Genomic DNA, 16,716 nt, shown 5'->3' on the forward strand with positions numbered 1-16,716 from the left:
TCTACCTCCTGCGTCCTGCAGTCGTGCGTTTTCTGCATTCACCACATCCTTGTGGTTCCAGGTGTTGGCAGCAGGCATGCTGCCACCAAGCCTACAGGGATGTATTTACGGCGTCCCCGGCAACTGCTCCTGCGTTGCTCTACTACACGCCATCCCTGGCGTTATGCATCCTGAATACCCTGTCCCGCCTTACGTTGGTACCCAAAATTTGTGTCTTTATATGTCACTAGTAGCGACCAACGCGATTATCCTATCACGCTTAATTCGCCTGTTAACGCTTCATGAAATAGCACCTGTCATTACCGTTTTGAAGCGGGAAAATCCCTCCTTGGATTTTGGCCTTCAGAAATAGCTAAAAATCTCCGTTGTTTACAATTCGCCAATTAAGATCACTTAACCCACTGAATCCTTGATTAGCTATAACGCTAACGCCGTTCATTAACCAGACAAGGTTGCTACCACTAGAGTAATTACGCCATAAAATATCGGGTTTGCCGTCTCTATTCATATCTGGCGTTCCAACAACTCGCCAGTTTATATCTAATACGGACGGAATCGTACTAGCATCAATACGAGTAATTCCATTCATATACCAAAGATAATTACTGCCACTTGAGTAGTTCCGCCATAAGATATCCGGCTTGCCATCATTATTCATGTCGGGAGTACCAACAATTCGCCAGTTAGTGTCAGCCACTGACAATATAGAACTACTGCCAATACGCGTGCTACCATTCATAAACCAAACCATGTTGCTGCCAGTTGCAAGATTTCGCCACAAAATGTCTGGCTTGCCATCACCATTCATATCTGGTGTTCCAACTATGCGCCAGTTGATGTCAGCTAAGGCTTCAAACGCTACTAGAACCAATAACAGATATTCCATTCATAAACCATACGAGGTTATTACCGCTAGAATGGTTTCTCCATAAAATATCAGCCTTGCCATCACCGTTCATATCAGGGGTCCCGCCGATTCGCCAGCTTAAATCGGTTACTGGCGTAATACCATTGCTGCTGATAACAGAAGCGCCATTCATAAACCAAGTCGCGTTACTTCCTGTAGAACTATGTCGCCATAAGATGTCAGCTTTTGCGTCATTGTTATAATCCGGCCAACGAAGCAAGTTATCTGTGCCATTCGCAACCATTTTATTGACATTGAGACGTCCACCTGTTGATACCACACCAGATAACCCAGAAACAACATCTACATTACTTAAGACCCTAGTTTTTCTTGCAGCAACGCTTTCACTTGGAAAAGCCATCGCAGCTAATGCGACGGCTCCAGTGACATGAGGCGTTGCCATGGAGGTGCCTTCATACCAATCATAATTAGAAACGAAACTTTGGGTACTATTACCAATACCTACATCATCGACTTCATAACCTGCATAGGTAACCAGTGAATCATTAGCTCTTACTAAAGACAATAAAAAGCCTGACGTTTTTAAAGTCCTCTGGAATAGCAAACGTCACTTTTGTCCAGTCACTGAATGTTCCTGTTGCGCCAATTGTTTGCGCCCATGTTGCACCGCCATCTTTAGAAAGATAAATGTATAAATAATCATATGTGTACTCAGCTTGGCCTTTCAACCAAAGCCCTCCACACAAAGGCGAACTAACCGCCGAAAGATTTAATCCTTTAGTCATAGAGGAAACTGTACTATTCGCATAATTTCCACTTAAACTATCCGAAGCAGACGATGCACCCGTGTGATTGACGGCATTATTTTGCTGCCACCAATAGCTAGGATTGTTATAAATAGGATTAGAACCTAGATAGCCTAATAAAGACCATTGACCTAAACCTGCTTCAAAACCATCATGATAGACTGCTGCACTTTCTGGGCTAAAAGCTGGGCAACCTGATGTGGTTAATACGCTACTGAGAATATCGACACCAGGTGCAGCAATATCCACAGATGTCGCACCGTAGTTGGAAAAATCAGCCAATGAATCGGTGTGGTCCGTTGCTGCAACTGCAATAATATTGCTTGATTCATAAGAGGCGGGGTAAGAGGGATTTAAGTCGTTGTTATTCGTATCATTGCCCGCTGCTGCAATAAACAAAATGCCTGCCGTGGCACTGGCATCGATAGCATCTTTGAGTAGTTGAGAAAAGTCACCACCGCCCCATGAGTTGTTAGTGGCAACAATATTTTCGCCTTGCGCTCTTAGGCCATTAAAATAATTGATACATTCAATAGCACCGCTTGTATCACCATTACCGCTTGCGTTAAGAAACTTGCAAGCAGCCATTTTTACATTCCAAGCTACTCCAGTAACACCTTCCGCATTATTACCCACACCACCAATAGTGCCGGCAACATGCGTACCATGGCTATTATCATCGAGTGGATCGTTATCACCATTATAAGTATCTATTCCATAAAGATCATCAATATAGCCATTGCCATCGTCATCTACACCCGCTACGCCTTTAAACTCTTTAAGATTGCGCCATAAATTATTGAGCAAATCAGCATGACGATAATCAATTCCTGTATCGATAATACCAACAGTAACAGAGCTATTACCGGTAATTCTATCCCATGCCTCAGGTGCGTTAATATCAGCATTGGCTGTGCCTCCTGTTTGCCCTGTGTTGTTCATACCCCATAGCTCTGAAAACAAGTTATCATTAGGCAAGGTGCTTTGCGTATATAAATAGTAGTCAGGCTCTACTAAATCGACTGACGCGTTATTCTTTAGCTGATTAATAAGTTCTTTTGTCGTGAGTGTTGAAGATTCTAAGACAACGATATGGCGAGAGGCTGTTACACCCGCTTTTTTTTATTGATTCGTTTAGTCGAAAACTCTTGCTCTTACTTACACTTGCTATACCCATACCATAAATGAAGGTCTGGGGCGATACGCCCGCTTTTAAACGCACAATGACACGACCTTCTTTATAAGGTGAGTTATAGCGAAAAGCATTGGCGAACAAATGCGGTTTGTTTTGATTTTTATTAACTTGTTGAGTGAGCTCAGGGTGATTTTTAATAACCGTTTGCTGAAGCGACTGCAAGGCGGCTTCCCCAACCAGCGGGGCTGCATTTAACGTGTATACGCTACCCATACTGAGTAGCATGCTTATAAGCTTTATATTTTTCATAGATTTTCCCGAAATAAACAATCGAAAACACCCAATTTATCAATCGCAATGGTCAAAAATACTAAAAAAACTGGGGGGTGCTTAACTTACTGACTTAAGGAGTATTTAGTTACGAAGCATCCGGCGAGTATTATGGACATATCCTAAAATCTTGTACATCCTATTTTTGATTTAAAGCACATAATTAACATCTTAAATTTGCTTTCTTAGTGGACTACTTTATACATTGCTATGCTTCAGAATATTTTTGACACATTAATGCAGTAATTTTCTCTACTACTTCACTTTTTACATGAATATTATCAGGCATATAATTTATTAGCCCGCCGCTTCTAACAATTTCAAAACTAGGAAAATAATCAACATTATTAAAATTAGTACAAATTTCTTCTGCGCAGACTCTTAACACCGCCTTCGAATACTCATTAGCGGTAACACAATCTGACTTTGAAAATGTCGATTTAATAGGTACTGGCGAGACAGTCAATATCGTTTTACAGCCGCGTTGACATAACGCATCTACCGCAGGCTCGAGTAATGCTAGGCTATCTTTAACACTCAAAATCTTAAGCAAAAAACGGTTTGGCTCCCGGTCTTTCAACGTATTCGGTGGAAGCCTATTAATAAATAATTGGGTCTGATTATCGAACCAGGCTTCTATAAAGCCAAGCGTGATAACCACATAAGGACATTGAGGCAAATTTTGATATAGCTTAAAAATTTCTTGCCGACGCTCCTTAATTCGTTCAAAGGAAACATCGGGTGCAGTGCCTAGTAGCATTAAATCAGCATACAGCAAACCTGATGCCACAATAGTTTCATCAGGAAAATGCTTATCTGTTAAAGCTGCGTCTATTCTTTGTGCAATCGTTCCTGGATTATATTCATTTAACAATCCGTTAGGACGTGCAGGCCATTCAGATTTAGGTACTGAAAAAGAAGCTGTCGGCAATTTGAATCCTAATGGCAGCAAAACTTCTTCAATATTTCTTGCAAAACAAGAACCTATCGTAAAAATTGCCGCGCCAGGCTCTAATTTAAAACTCGGTTTAAATTCCGGAAAAAGCAACCCATCTTGGCAGCGACTATCATCTCGCTTAGGAAATTTTCTACCGCTTTGATTTAATGAAGCGTTTTTAGTAGCTTGAACAAAGTCGAAAATCATTTAAACCTCAAAATTGAAAACCTGGGTTTTCACACAAGTTGTTATCTTGACAGGAATTACCAAAATCTAGGCTACCTACAAAAGTGCAGAGACAGTCCATTATGAACTAAAGCGTTTGAAAATAAGTTCGATAAAACGTGTCCACAATATGCCTAACCATTTCCGGATTTACATGCAACCTATCTGGTCGCCATGCGAGACTATGAGCAGAATTATTAACTATTTCAAAGCTTGGGAAATAATCTACATCATCATATTTTTCAACAAACTCAGCGGCTGCAGCTCGCAAGACTGCTTTTGAGGCCGTATTTGCAATGATAATATCGAGCCCAGTAAACGTTGACTGCAATGGAACTGGAGAAACCGTTATCACCAAACGGAATTTACCTGTTTGATGTTTTTTGTGAAGTAAACGGTAAATTTCTTCTAAACAAGTTAATGTATCTTGAATATCTAATAAATGTAACTCAAACTCAGACGAATATCTTGCTAATAACGTAGGGTCGCCATAATTTGCATACAGATTTTGAAGGCTTGTGGTACCACGCTTCAATAAGGCCTAGAGTTAAAATAATCACATCTGCTTTTACCGCGTTTCTTACCAAGTTTCTTGCAACCGTCCGTCTTGTCATAATTGCCTCCAAAGAACGATCACAGCCAGGCACTTTCCAATAATTCAAATCATTTCTTTCACTTTCACCGCTGCCCCATATTAGTGAATCATGCTGCCAATTATCAAGCTCATCAAAACACCACATAAATTCTTGCCAAATTGACCTCGGTGTAAATCGATGAAAAAAACCACTGCGGACATTGCCTTCGCCATCATAAAACTCAGGCCTTTGAATCGATTCATCTAAACTTACTACATTCCCACCTTTGCGAATTAATGCAGACTCGATTTCTCTCGCAAAGCATGAGCCCATAGCAAAAACAGGGGCATCGGTAGTTAGCTTTAAGCCTGAGTATTTAGGAATAACCTCAGCAAAACCATCATGAATTCGTCGGCTAGCATCATTGGGGTGTTCGCTAAGCAAGCTAGATGATGACGACTTATTCCAGGCTTTATAATTATTACCTTTAGTAATTCCTAAGGCATCTTTAGCGTTAATAATTTTCATATTTTCAATGGATTTTATTTTCAAGTTAATGTTTTCAGTTAGTGCTTATCAGAACACCTTGACTTTTCTAAATAATGACATTTGAATTTTAGAGAAATCGAGCAGAGTTGTCTTAAGTTTAGGCTACCCACTTAAGCCGGGACAGGGCACACGAGAGCAGGTGTCGGCAGCAGGGATGCTGCCGCCAAGCCTACAGGAACGTATTTACGGCGTCCTGCGCTCTGAATGCCCTGTCCCGGCTTAGTATTGTCCCGTCTTAAGTGGGTAGCCCGCTATTTTTTAGAGAAAAAGAGAGAAAATACGATTTTTTTTTAATGGTACGCACAGCGTACCCTACTTAAAAAAACCGAAAATTTGAACGTTCAGAGTATAGCGTTTGTTGCCATCGCCGCTCAGGCTGTTGATTCTACTGCCAGATAGCTGTCTAAGCGATGACTGTTACCGGTCAGTGCGACATGAATAACTTATTCGATATAGTTATTTCTAAACACTTGAATAATAAAACGAACGCATTCTTTATTAATATGGACCCTATCAGGACGCCAAACCAAGTCTCTATGTGAGTACATGGCAATTTCATAGCTGGGAAAATATGTCACATTATCTTTTCCTTTTAGGAACTCAGTAGCAACCGTTCGCAAAGTCGATTTTGCGTACATATTCGCTATAACAATGTCTTCTTGGCTAAATGTGTGTCTTAAAGGCACTGGAGAAACCGTTAATATTAAATTAAAGTTTCCTGTTGCATGATGCTTACACAGCAAACTATACAAACGTTCTAGCATAGCAAGATTGTCATCATAGCTTACTTGAACAAACTCAAAGTCGTGCCTATGTTTAATTAGGTAATCTGCGGGTACTGTATTAGCGTAAAGATTATCAGGCTTATACAACCATGCTTCGGTAAGTCCTAACGTTAAAATAATAATGTCAGCCTTAGCCGCTCTTTGAACTAACCTTTTGCCAACTTCTCTTCTTTGTAAAGCGCCTTGTAGATTCAGCCTAGTTGTATTGTCACTGTAATTTAAATCAACAAAGTGCTCTGCTTGTGATTCAACTAATAAGCTTGATTCTTCTATGAAATTTATTTCGCCAAACGAACGCTGAAATTCTTGTAACATTGCGGGAATGTTATAGCGATGAAAAAAACCCGAAGTAGGAACGCCTTTACTTTTATCAACAAAATCAGCTTGTTGTAATGATTCATTATCCATACTGAGAATATTAAAGCCATCAGCACTAAAAGCTGACTCTAATTCTCTAGCAAAGCATGAACCCATGGTAAAGATACTAACATCTCTGGAAAATTTTTGCTTTAGCGCAATATTTTTAGGCTCATAAAATCCATCAAATATTCTTGTACTAGCAGATCTGCTATCACTACTCAATTGGCTGGAAGACTTAGAATTGTTCCAAGACATAAATAGATTTTTTTCTTTCATATTTTATAAATTAGTCAGTAAAAATTTAATACCATCATGCTTTACGCCATATGGCTTATACAATCTGCTTTTGCAATATAAAAGAAAAAGCATCTGAGCCTATTAACAGCTCTTCTAATCGAATGGCCCCTCAATTACTCTCTGCAAACAGAAATTGGCTAGTTGCTTTTCTCTGTGCCACTCTGCAGCCATTGGCACACTCGCATACTCATGAAAACACGGCGCTCCTAAAGTCCAGTGTATGAGTTTAGCATCCGAATTGGCACCAAATTCATCGGGTAACCAATTCCAAACAATAGGCAATTCACCGATTAAATTATCGTCAAGCCAAGTAAACCGGTGTAATTGCGCACCTGTTGCACTCATAATAAACTCAGGCGTGACCGCCCGATTCGCTGGATGACCACAATTCCAAAGTACCACGCTAGACCAATTTTTACGTGGATAATCGTCGTTTTTACAACCTAAATATTTGTCATGTGCTTTGGTTTTGTAATCATGATGCACACATAAAACGGCTTTACTTTCGTCACGTAAAGCCCAAAGCTTAGCAATATCATCGCGTAGCAACATATCGCCATCCATAAAAATAGCCCAGCCTGTGTAATTCATTAAATGCGGCACCAAAAACCGGCTATAAATAAATTGATTGCTACCGTCATTATGTGTTTCTGAATAAGCTCTAAGATTTTTTAGCGCTAAAGGGCTAATGCTAACTGGTTGGCTGGCATGACGAATTAAACTATTAGAGCACACATGAAAAACGACCGCTTCTCTGGGATCGAAGCCTATAAATATATTTATCATTAGTTAGTTCCTTTCATAAGTAGCGATAACGTCTGTATTTTGTAATAAATTATGTTTGATTAATTTATTTTTCGCGCAGCATGAGATTTATAATTTTCTTTGTCCATGCGAATTTTGTTTTGTACATCGATAACATCGACATTTTGCTCTGCTTTATAGTCTATAAACTCTAATATTCCTTTTATAACCCGCTCCGGTTGGGTTAACAATTTTTCATACGAAATAAGCAATAAAGGCTTATTACTCTTGTTGGCAAACCTAGCTAATTTGTTTTGAAAATGCACTGCTCTATCAAGGTAATGCAGAAATGCTGCGTTTTCTTGATAAACCCTACGCAGCGCAATAGCGACAGGATCTCTAAAAACCAACACTAACAACCAATCATTATTAAGCGATTCTATGAGCGTACTCGCTGTATCGGAGAACAATTTAGGGTCTTTCCAAGCAAACAACGGGTAGCGCTCGCTGTCATGACTCAACGAAGACAAAATGTCTTCTATTCGACCTTCGCTGAGTGCTGTGCGTAATAAAATATCTTCATAAATAGGAGCGTTGGCTTCTGTGCCTAAAAAAAAACCAATATGATGAAAAATTGACGCTACTGCAGAAGTACCGCTACGGCCCAAGCCGGTAATTAATGCTTTACGAAATTTTTGCTGGTCACCATGAGCAATAAACTGAATGCCAGAGTCGTATGTGGTCATAGTAATGAGTTAAACATTCAGTAAACGCAGAATGGTATTCCAAGCCTTAGGTGTTCCATTTAGTGCCTTAGTATTGCGCAAGGCCCATGCAAAGTTACTGACTTGTTGATGCGCTAATGACGACGCAAATACTTGTTGCAAATCCGCAAAGTCAGCGACGCTCAACAAGCCATCATAATTCACTGCGTCCCCAGTCAGTGAGTTATCTGACCAAACAAACGCTGGCACTCCCGCCATAGCAGCGTCTAACAAAATAGTTGAAGGCGGACTGATTAACGCGTCGTAGAGCGCAACCCTATCAAACGATAATGCTCCTGAAAGAAAGCGATATTTATCTTTAGTTTCTGGTTTTAATTCCAGGGTTCGAGCCGCTGGGTGAGAACGTATGGTCAATTTTACTTGCTCTGACACATTCGCGTCATTAATAAAATTAAGCAGTCGTTGGTATTTACTAGGATGACTAAAGCGGACTGAATGTAAGTTTTCAGCCACCAACATATCGTAAACACAGTGGTCTTTTTGTGATTGCGAATCGTTTTTAAAATCGCCAGATTCCAGCTGTACCGAGACATCTTCTGCAAATTGCTTGACAACGCCGACTGGAATACATTTATGCCGTTCCATAGGGTGCAAATTCGGCAATTGGTCTTCGTCTGCCCAAGTCAGAATATAATCAGATGCAAATCGTACTGGATTTACTCTAAAAGCATAATCATGTGATCGATGATGACGTAGACCAATGCACTCGTAACCGTGTTGTATAGTTATCTTAATCGTACCAGGTGGCGCGATTAAGCAGGTTTTGTGGCTTAAAGCGTGTGCTGCCGCATTAGACTCTGATGCTGTAATCAACGCAGACTGCTTACCTGATAACGCATTGGCAATATCTACTGGGCCAGACGGGGTAAACCAAGAAATATTAAATGTTTCTAAAACATTCATAATCTCTTTTAATAAATAAGAGCCATGCTTAATAATCCGATTAGAGATAGCAACAACCGGTTTTAACGGACTATAAGGTAAAGCAGCTCTTAAAATTAACGCACGTAATATTTCGAAATCTTGGATTAAATCCAAAATAAATAGTGTGGTTACAGGAGATTGAGTTGAATGATAACTAGAACGAGGGGATTGACTATCCAACGCGGGATAGCTCGCTAAGCGCGCATAATCACTCAACAAAAACTCTTTGCGAGATATTAATGAATAATTGTTAAGGCGATTAATTATTAGTCGTTCAGCAGAAAAAGAGCAAAAGACTTTGAAACGATAATGGGGTAACTGTTGCAACAAATCATCGTCTGGAAAACCCGCTATTGAGCTATTTAAACTTTGAATAAAAGCAATAGGATATTCTGCTCTAATAAGTTTTAAGTCAGCCTGTGACAAGCCGTCTATAAGTAGAAAATTAATGTGCTCAGCAGACCATACAGTACAACGCTCACACCCTAAAGCTGCCAATAGCTCTATATTGATGGATTGTCGGTTAGGACTAGCGAAGATAGTGAGTACACTATTTTTCTCTATTGAATGAGCTAAACTAAATATCGTTTTTTTTGCGTTAACGATTAATGGTTGAATACTGGTCATAAATTACCATCCTGGATCATAGGCCGTCCTAAATCAATTTCATGGCTAGATAAGTTCCCCAAAGCTCAGTGAGTACTCGCTTAGATTGCGCTAATTCTGGCGCGCAAATATTGACATAAGGCTGCCAGCATGATAGCTATCCCCTGCTATATCAATCTCTATCACATTCAAAAAGTTTTAAGAGTTTACACAAAATTTCAACATGCATTGAAATCCATAAATCTAAATGATTGCTGTGAAAACATGTCATACGGGCAATCGTACTGAGTTCTAGCAAACAATTAGCACTGTTTGGCATTGTTATTACGCAAGATAATGAAGTTATATCAAATACGAACCGCCAAAAATCAGTTATAAAAACAAGGTTACTCTTATTACCCGACCATTCCAAATCAATGTTTCCTATGATTGAACTCGTAAAATAATCATACGCTTTGTCAGAAAATACTAGCTTTATTGTTTGTGACTCAAGGTCAAAAGATTGCAGGTAAATATCAAAGTTCGCTTTAAGTCCTGACCCTTCAAATGAAGCAACAAAATAATCAATCGTCCTAGAAAATTTGATAGCGTCAATATTAGTACGACAAGCGATAAGAACAGACCTAGTATGGGCATTAGAACACACTGGGACGGTAGAGGGCGTAATATTCTGAGTTATCTCTAAGCCGAATTGAGTCACTAAATTGTCAAAATCGATTAAATCATTAATACGCTGCAAACTTGAGTTGATTAAGTTTTTAATAGTCGATTGTTCTAGTGTTAGTAACAGATGACATAACTGATTCACTGAATACAGTACAGCGCTTCCATATTGATAGTAAGGGCTGTTTGGGCTTGTCAATACCAAACAGCGTCTAGCTAGCGCATCACTACAACGGTTATGAGTTTTACTTAAGCTGAAGCCATTAAGTTTTGTTGGTATCAATACGATATGGGACGCTTCAAGCAGACTATCGCATACGTCTTCAGCCCATTCCACAAACCGGGTGTTAATGCCATATCGATTAAATACATGTAAAACAACCTCAATATCAGCCACTGATTTTGTGCAAATGGTCAATGATAGGTCAAATTTATGATTCAACTGCTTAGTAATGGCCTCAACAACATTTACCCATGATAGTAAGTCATCTAAACCAACGCTGTAATATGGGTTACTACTAATTCCAAACCATAATAATTCAATGCGGCTAGGGCTCTGCCATTTAGCCCACGCCTGATTGTCAGGCACCAGGTCTTTATCAAGAATGCCTGGTAAAGGATCAGAAATTAAACGAATCTTGGTGTTAGTAAGATGCTCTAATGAATTTTTTAAAAACGATGTGCTAACAATAACATCTGAAGCCAAATTTAATATTCTTAGCCAATTCCAATAAACGCCATAATGGTGAATTAACGGCGACCAACTAAAATAATTGTCAAATAAATCGATAATAACCCGAATATTATTTTGTTTTAAATATTTCAAACATAAATAGAATCGAGTGTTGCCTGGCTTGGAACTAATAACCGTGGTAGCGTTTTTAGCGATTTTGGTAATTTGTTGCGCTAACTCCTGTTCGGAGAGGATTTGTAAATTCACGCCTAACGCGATTAATTTCTGGCATATCGGGTAAATACGCAATCTGTAACCAGCGTTTTTATCGCTGACATCTGATAATACCCAATACACATCGGGAGTAGATTCGAGCATGGTCGCCATTGTTGTTATTCCGCTTAAAGTTTAATTGTCCCTATTGCCGTTAATGCGCTTAATGGCGGTGCTCGATCAAAAATAGCTTGTTCAATAGGCAAATCTAAATCATACTCCCTAGAGCCTCGACCTAAGTGCTCAACCACAGCAGCACCTATGACCACGTGTTTATAGCCTTGCGCACTGGCACGCAAACTAAAATCAACATCATTATAGTTGGTTGGAAATATATCTTCATCTAAACCGCCTAACTCCAAATAAAGGTCGCGCCTTAATAACACGACCGCAAAAGTATTACCTATGACTTCTATGGTAGTGTCTACCATAAAATCAGGAGCAAGATGGGTAACTAAAAATGGGCCGCCCGCCAGTAAATCACTGCGCCTATTTGCCGCTAAACCCAGAGATTGCAAACTTAGTTTATTATTTCTACGCCCAATTACACGGAAACTACAAGTACCTACCCAGGGTATGGCAGTAATTTCCCGTGCCATCGCTAATGCATCGGGTGAAATTAACACCGAGTCATTCGACAACATAAGCAAAAATTCTTGTGTAGCGAGCTTGGCGGCTAAATTACACTGCCTGCTATGGTTAAATGTTTGGTTATAGTCGATGGTTTTAACAGCATCAAAACCAAATAATGCGATAGCTTTGCTATAAACGCTTTCAACAATACTAGGAACAGAACCGTTATTGACTAAAATAATTTCAAGATGGCCTGAAAAGCGTTGTAATCGAATCGCATCTAAACAACGCAAAGTGTCTTGTTCGGAGTTGCGATAATTGATAATGATAGAAATGCCACCGGTTTGCTGGAATCTATGTTCTTCAGACGGAGGAGCAAAATCTATCGCCACTTGGTTTTCCCAGGCTTCTTTAAGCCTAGGAATCGTCAAACCAATACGCGAACTTTCCATAACATACGGTATGCGTATGACTTGACTCGCATCAGTGTCGCAAAACGCATGTTCAATGCGTAGCTGTCCCGATTTAAAATCAGATGCCCGCTTAGCAAGCGCTGTTTTCAATAAATTTTTGCCAACAATAACGCTATTTTTAAATAACAATACATGGTTACGGAATTCAGGATTTAACAATAAAGGTTGTTTAATCAGATAAGGGCGTTTCTATGGATGAGGCTAGTAAATAGTCCCAGTAAATTAATGCATTGGACAAATCAGTTTTATAGTGACATTGCGCCAAAATTGCCCAGAAATCAGGGCGTAATGTCGCTTGAGCTTCTAAAAACAGAAAATAATCGGCATCAGAATTGTCAACCAGCTCGCTAAAAGCTACCGATTGTTGCTCGGATAATTGTACAAAACCGTCGCGTTCTAAAAAGAAAACAGATTGACTAAGAAGTTGATAATCTTCATATTCAGTCCTGATAATAGGATCAAGATCTTCGCGGGCGAAAATAATCAATGCGGTGTTCAGCTTATGAGGCGTACTTTTATCCGCAACTGGTAGCATTTGATTGTGTTTAATAACAAAATCCAACTGATTTCGCGTTAACTTCGCTATTTCGTCAAAATAAGACTTTCCACCCCCTAACATACTGTGATAGTCGATTAAAGGTAAGTTCTTATCGTGGAATAACTCAGGCACTAAAATAGCATCAGTTAGCACGATAGTTTGCTCTTTATCAGCCGCAACGATAAGAACCGGAGCAGATCTTGATATTAATTTAAATCTAAGATTAATGACTTGCTCGATAGTCGCAATATCAAATCGCTCCAGTCTAGTTAATACGCCTGGCTCTACTTCTTGATAAAAATCCAGTAAAAATTTAGTCTCCTTGACAGCATCACCACCCGCTATATCGAATAATAAATTCACCTCTAAATTCGACAAAAAACGCAGACTACGAGGCACACCTAATGGCAACCCGCCTTCGTAGCGGTGAAACGCTCTCAGTGGAGAAAACGTTAATGCTTCAGCTTGATGAGGTTCAAGGTTAACACTTAATGGACTCTTAGGTTCACCGGCACGATAAAGACTTAACGATTTACAGCCCTGGCTGATAAGAGAAAATTGCAATACCCCACCTAGCATCGCAGTAAAACCAACCTTATTTTCGTCTAAGCCAAAGGCGGCTTTTACATCTTCCCTAGCTACACCTGGCTTAATTTTGCCGATAAATGCTTGGCCTAAGAAAACGTTAACCGTAACAGGCATTGCTTGCTTACTAAAAGCCCAGCCCATACCAATAGGGCCAACAAAACCATCAAAACAGGCTTTGCCTTCAGCCGTTAGCTTTTGTTCAACCGAGCTATTATTGCCAGAGTCATCATGAGCTACATTATCTGTGTCGTCAGATTCTAATGTGCCAGCTATTTGTAATGGAAAACGATAACTCAATGTTTTGCCATCAAATTCAATTGCCCATATCAACGTATTATGTTCTAGTTCTACCTGAGCTTTAATACAAAAGCCAAATCCACCGTCAGACTCGATAACTGCTAATGTGCTGGCTACATCTTTACGGATTTTGCGAGTTAACTGGTATTGAATCTCTTGATCGTTAGCAAGTAATTTAAAAGCACAATGACCTACGCTCCAACCACGAATTTCCAGTTTTGAATCTTCAATAAATGCGCTTTCAATCATTAACGCACAGGCTACTTGATTAGCCTGAGTGCGTATAATTAATGGTTCAACCTGAGGCGATGAATTTGATTGCGAGGCTAAAATTGACGCGTCAACATCGGTTATAGCCGGCAAAACATGGATATTAATTTTTTGTTGCTTATTAATCATTCAATGATTTCCATACATGTAGGATTTGGTTGATAACAACCTCCTGAATTATCGTTTCCACGCTAATCCAGTTAGAGAATGGTTCTAAAAAAATTTGCGCTTGATAGGCATTCTAATTGCCTGGATTCATACGCGCAATAGAGCAGTTAATAACAAGACCGTCAGCTATACCCTACCGTAAGTATCCTCAAACCGCACAATATCATCTTCACCAACATAATCGCCGCTTTGTACTTCTATCATCACTAAGTTCATAATGCCAGGATTAGCTAAGCGATGTCTATGCCCTGCAGGAATAAACGTTGATTCGTTAGTGTTTAATAAAAACTCTCTGTCATCAAGCACGACTTTAGCGGTACCACTGACAACGACCCAATGCTCGCTACGATGATAATGCATTTGAAGTGATAATGAGCAACCGCTATTGACTTGTAAGCGCTTAATTTTAAAGCGTTCACCTTCTTCTAACACCGTATAACTGCCCCACGGTCTTAACACGGTCTTATGCGTTGTTGCCGCTTCGTGGCCGTCGGACTTTAATCTAGTTACGATATGCTTAACATCTTGTAGCTGAGCTCTATTAGCGATTAATAAGGCATCAGGAGTATCAACAACTATTAAATGCTCTAAACCAATCGCGCCAATCACCCTAGATGAGCTATGGATGAAACAATCATTGACATTTAACACCGCAATATCGCCATTAAGCCGGTTACCGTTGCTATCTGCCGGTAATAAGCCCGCCACAGCGTCCCACGAACCAATATCACTCCAATCAAAAGTCGCTTGAATCATTGCCACGCGTTCAGATTTTTCCATCAACGCGTAATCGATTGACACATCGTTAAAACGGCTGAAACTGTCGGCGTCAAATTCAACAAACAATTCCGTATTTTTGCACGCTTGAGTGGCTTGATAACATTCCTTAGCAACATTAAAAATATCTGGCGCATGTAACACCATTTCAGTCAGCAAACTGGTTGCACTGAAACAAAACATACCTGAGTTCCATGAATAATTACCGGCCGCTAAGTATTGTTTCGCAATCTCTAGTGAGGGTTTTTCTACGAAACGCTGTACTTTAAAGCCCGCACCGATAGCAGAACCTGCTTCAATATAACCAAATCCTGTTTCAGGAGCAGTTGGTTTAATGCCAAAAGTAACCAAATAACCTTGTTGTGCCAGCGCACTCGCATCTTGTACGGCTTGATTGAATTCCAGTTGATTTTGTATCAGATGATCCGAGGCTAATACCAGCATCAACGCATTTTCACCAAATTGTTCAGCTACATATAGCGCGGCTAACGCAATCGCTGGCGCGGTGTTTCTGCCAAACGGCTCTAATAGAAAAAAACCATTCGCCTTATGGTCAGAAGCATGATTAAGCTCATCTTTACAAGCAAAATAATAGTCACGCTTGGTAATCGTTAATACCGATTGGTTGTGGGCAATCGCTAAAGCACGGCGATAGGTTTTTTCAATCAGCGATTGCTGGTCGTGTAATTTCATAAACGGTTTAGGGTGGCCTTCACGCGATATAGGCCATAACCGGGTACCAGCGCCGCCCGATAAAATAACGGGGATTATTGTGGGATATTGCGTCATTATTGACTCCACCAGGGGTTTATGACGACTCTAAGAACTTTACAAGCTATCTTAGAGCAGATTGAAATAGTCTATCAGTCACAAATATTGATTACCAGTAAAGACCGCATGGAAATAACTTGGGCCAGAGAACAGTAAAGTTTTGACCGCTAGCACCTGTTATTTAAATTACTCTGACCCCAATTTATAACCACAATTTAAGGAACCGTTATTCCGGCAATCCCTGCCGCAATAATGGTATAGCCCTACCAGCTAAAATTAAAAGTGCTCCATCTTGAGTGGGCAGAGCTATGTGCTCCCCTGGTTTAAAGCTGTTAGCCCATTCTAGTCATCGGTTGCCTTCTTGATAGTAACATCGTCCCTATGAAAGCCGGTATAAACAGCCAAAATGTGGCCGGTAGCGGTATGCTGGAAATCGATGATTTTTGATAAGTGATTGATCCATAACCGTCATTGCCTGTAACAGTCGAATTGGTATAGGCAAAAATATGCATCGGAACTGTCGATTACTCCAGGGATTAACGCAAAATTCGGTTGGAATATGCTTAAAGCATCAAGTAAAAAATTGACACCTAAAAAACTACCGTCAGAAAAATCTGCTGTCGCTGTCGTCGTGCTATCCGCATCGCTGAGTGTAAAGGTAGTGGCTAAGAAATTTAACGTAAACGTAGTCAAATTAAACGCTTCATAACCAACGCTAGTTAAGCT

General features: G+C 40.0%; 16 protein-coding genes. All 16 read right to left on the reverse strand.

The window, feature by feature from the left end; all coding sequences use genetic code 11:
- Positions 1–352: 352 nt before the first annotated feature.
- Positions 353–871 carry an FG-GAP repeat domain-containing protein gene (locus VZ94_RS02820; protein ID WP_204369025.1) on the reverse strand — a complete coding sequence of 173 codons (519 nt, stop codon included), beginning with the start codon at positions 869–871 and terminating at the stop codon, positions 353–355.
- Positions 852–1,433, reverse strand: coding sequence for a S8 family serine peptidase (locus VZ94_RS22105; protein ID WP_052700163.1), 582 nt, complete (start codon positions 1,431–1,433; stop codon positions 852–854). The genes VZ94_RS02820 and VZ94_RS22105 overlap by 20 nt, the downstream gene beginning before the upstream one ends.
- Positions 1,414–2,652: a S8 family peptidase gene (locus VZ94_RS02825; RefSeq protein WP_052700164.1), complete on the reverse strand. Its 1,239-nt coding sequence runs from the start codon at positions 2,650–2,652 to the stop codon at positions 1,414–1,416. The genes VZ94_RS22105 and VZ94_RS02825 overlap by 20 nt, the downstream gene beginning before the upstream one ends.
- A gap of 67 nt (positions 2,653–2,719) precedes the next feature.
- Positions 2,720–3,118, reverse strand: coding sequence for a hypothetical protein (locus VZ94_RS02830; RefSeq protein ID WP_131655457.1), 399 nt, complete (start codon positions 3,116–3,118; stop codon positions 2,720–2,722).
- Between the two features lie 229 nt (positions 3,119–3,347).
- The gene (locus VZ94_RS02835; protein WP_045778083.1) at positions 3,348–4,283 is read right to left on the reverse strand and encodes a GSCFA domain-containing protein; all 936 of its coding nucleotides are present in this window, start codon (positions 4,281–4,283) and stop codon (positions 3,348–3,350) included.
- Between the two features lie 106 nt (positions 4,284–4,389).
- On the reverse strand, positions 4,390–4,836 hold the full coding sequence (locus VZ94_RS24145; protein ID WP_082081347.1) for a GSCFA domain-containing protein: 447 nt from the start codon (positions 4,834–4,836) through the stop codon (positions 4,390–4,392).
- Entirely contained in the window at positions 4,757–5,428 is a 672-nt protein-coding gene (locus VZ94_RS02845; RefSeq protein ID WP_045778085.1) for a GSCFA domain-containing protein, read from the reverse strand. Before VZ94_RS02845 ends, VZ94_RS24145 begins: the two co-directional genes overlap by 80 nt.
- Positions 5,429–5,868: 440 nt before the next feature.
- Complete coding sequence (locus VZ94_RS02850) at positions 5,869–6,846, reverse strand: GSCFA domain-containing protein (protein WP_082081349.1); 978 nt, start codon at positions 6,844–6,846, stop codon at positions 5,869–5,871.
- A 114-nt stretch (positions 6,847–6,960) separates the two neighbouring features.
- Positions 6,961–7,653, reverse strand: coding sequence for a glycosyltransferase family protein (locus tag VZ94_RS02855; RefSeq protein ID WP_045778087.1), 693 nt, complete (start codon positions 7,651–7,653; stop codon positions 6,961–6,963).
- Between the two features lie 59 nt (positions 7,654–7,712).
- A complete protein-coding gene (locus VZ94_RS02860; protein ID WP_045778088.1) occupies positions 7,713–8,357 on the reverse strand; it encodes a sulfotransferase domain-containing protein in 645 nt (214 codons plus the stop codon).
- A 9-nt stretch (positions 8,358–8,366) separates the two neighbouring features.
- On the reverse strand, positions 8,367–9,947 hold the full coding sequence (locus tag VZ94_RS02865) for a hypothetical protein (protein ID WP_045778089.1): 1,581 nt from the start codon (positions 9,945–9,947) through the stop codon (positions 8,367–8,369).
- Positions 9,948–10,098: 151 nt separating this feature from the next.
- Positions 10,099–11,640, reverse strand: coding sequence for a hypothetical protein (locus VZ94_RS02870; RefSeq protein ID WP_204369026.1), 1,542 nt, complete (start codon positions 11,638–11,640; stop codon positions 10,099–10,101).
- Positions 11,641–11,663: 23 nt separating this feature from the next.
- Positions 11,664–12,671, reverse strand: coding sequence for a glycosyltransferase family 2 protein (locus VZ94_RS02875; RefSeq protein ID WP_204369027.1), 1,008 nt, complete (start codon positions 12,669–12,671; stop codon positions 11,664–11,666).
- Positions 12,672–12,750: 79 nt separating this feature from the next.
- The gene (locus VZ94_RS02880; RefSeq protein ID WP_045778092.1) at positions 12,751–14,403 is read right to left on the reverse strand and encodes a hypothetical protein; all 1,653 of its coding nucleotides are present in this window, start codon (positions 14,401–14,403) and stop codon (positions 12,751–12,753) included.
- Between the two features lie 165 nt (positions 14,404–14,568).
- Positions 14,569–16,008: a mannose-1-phosphate guanylyltransferase/mannose-6-phosphate isomerase gene (locus VZ94_RS02885; protein ID WP_045778093.1), complete on the reverse strand. Its 1,440-nt coding sequence runs from the start codon at positions 16,006–16,008 to the stop codon at positions 14,569–14,571.
- A 450-nt stretch (positions 16,009–16,458) separates the two neighbouring features.
- A complete protein-coding gene (locus VZ94_RS02890; protein WP_045778094.1) occupies positions 16,459–16,683 on the reverse strand; it encodes a hypothetical protein in 225 nt (74 codons plus the stop codon).
- Positions 16,684–16,716: the final 33 nt, after the last annotated feature.

Source organism: Methylocucumis oryzae, from assembly GCF_000963695.1.
Taxonomy (GTDB): Bacteria; Pseudomonadota; Gammaproteobacteria; order Methylococcales; family Methylomonadaceae; genus Methylovulum; species Methylovulum oryzae.

What these genes read in the sequence shown, in the direction of transcription:
- VZ94_RS02830 (WP_131655457.1), bottom strand. Translation starts at nt 3,118, where the DNA reads ATGAAAAATATAAAGCTTATAAGCATGCTACTCAGTATGGGTAGCGTA.
- VZ94_RS02835 (WP_045778083.1), bottom strand. Translation starts at nt 4,283, where the DNA reads ATGATTTTCGACTTTGTTCAAGCTACTAAAAACGCTTCATTAAATCAA.
- VZ94_RS02850 (WP_082081349.1), bottom strand. Translation starts at nt 6,846, where the DNA reads ATGAAAGAAAAAAATCTATTTATGTCTTGGAACAATTCTAAGTCTTCC.
- VZ94_RS02855 (WP_045778087.1), bottom strand. Translation starts at nt 7,653, where the DNA reads ATGATAAATATATTTATAGGCTTCGATCCCAGAGAAGCGGTCGTTTTT.
- VZ94_RS02860 (WP_045778088.1), bottom strand. Translation starts at nt 8,357, where the DNA reads ATGACCACATACGACTCTGGCATTCAGTTTATTGCTCATGGTGACCAG.
- VZ94_RS02865 (WP_045778089.1), bottom strand. Translation starts at nt 9,947, where the DNA reads ATGACCAGTATTCAACCATTAATCGTTAACGCAAAAAAAACGATATTT.
- VZ94_RS02870 (WP_204369026.1), bottom strand. Translation starts at nt 11,640, where the DNA reads ATGCTCGAATCTACTCCCGATGTGTATTGGGTATTATCAGATGTCAGC.
- VZ94_RS02880 (WP_045778092.1), bottom strand. Translation starts at nt 14,403, where the DNA reads ATGATTAATAAGCAACAAAAAATTAATATCCATGTTTTGCCGGCTATA.
- VZ94_RS02885 (WP_045778093.1), bottom strand. Translation starts at nt 16,008, where the DNA reads ATGACGCAATATCCCACAATAATCCCCGTTATTTTATCGGGCGGCGCT.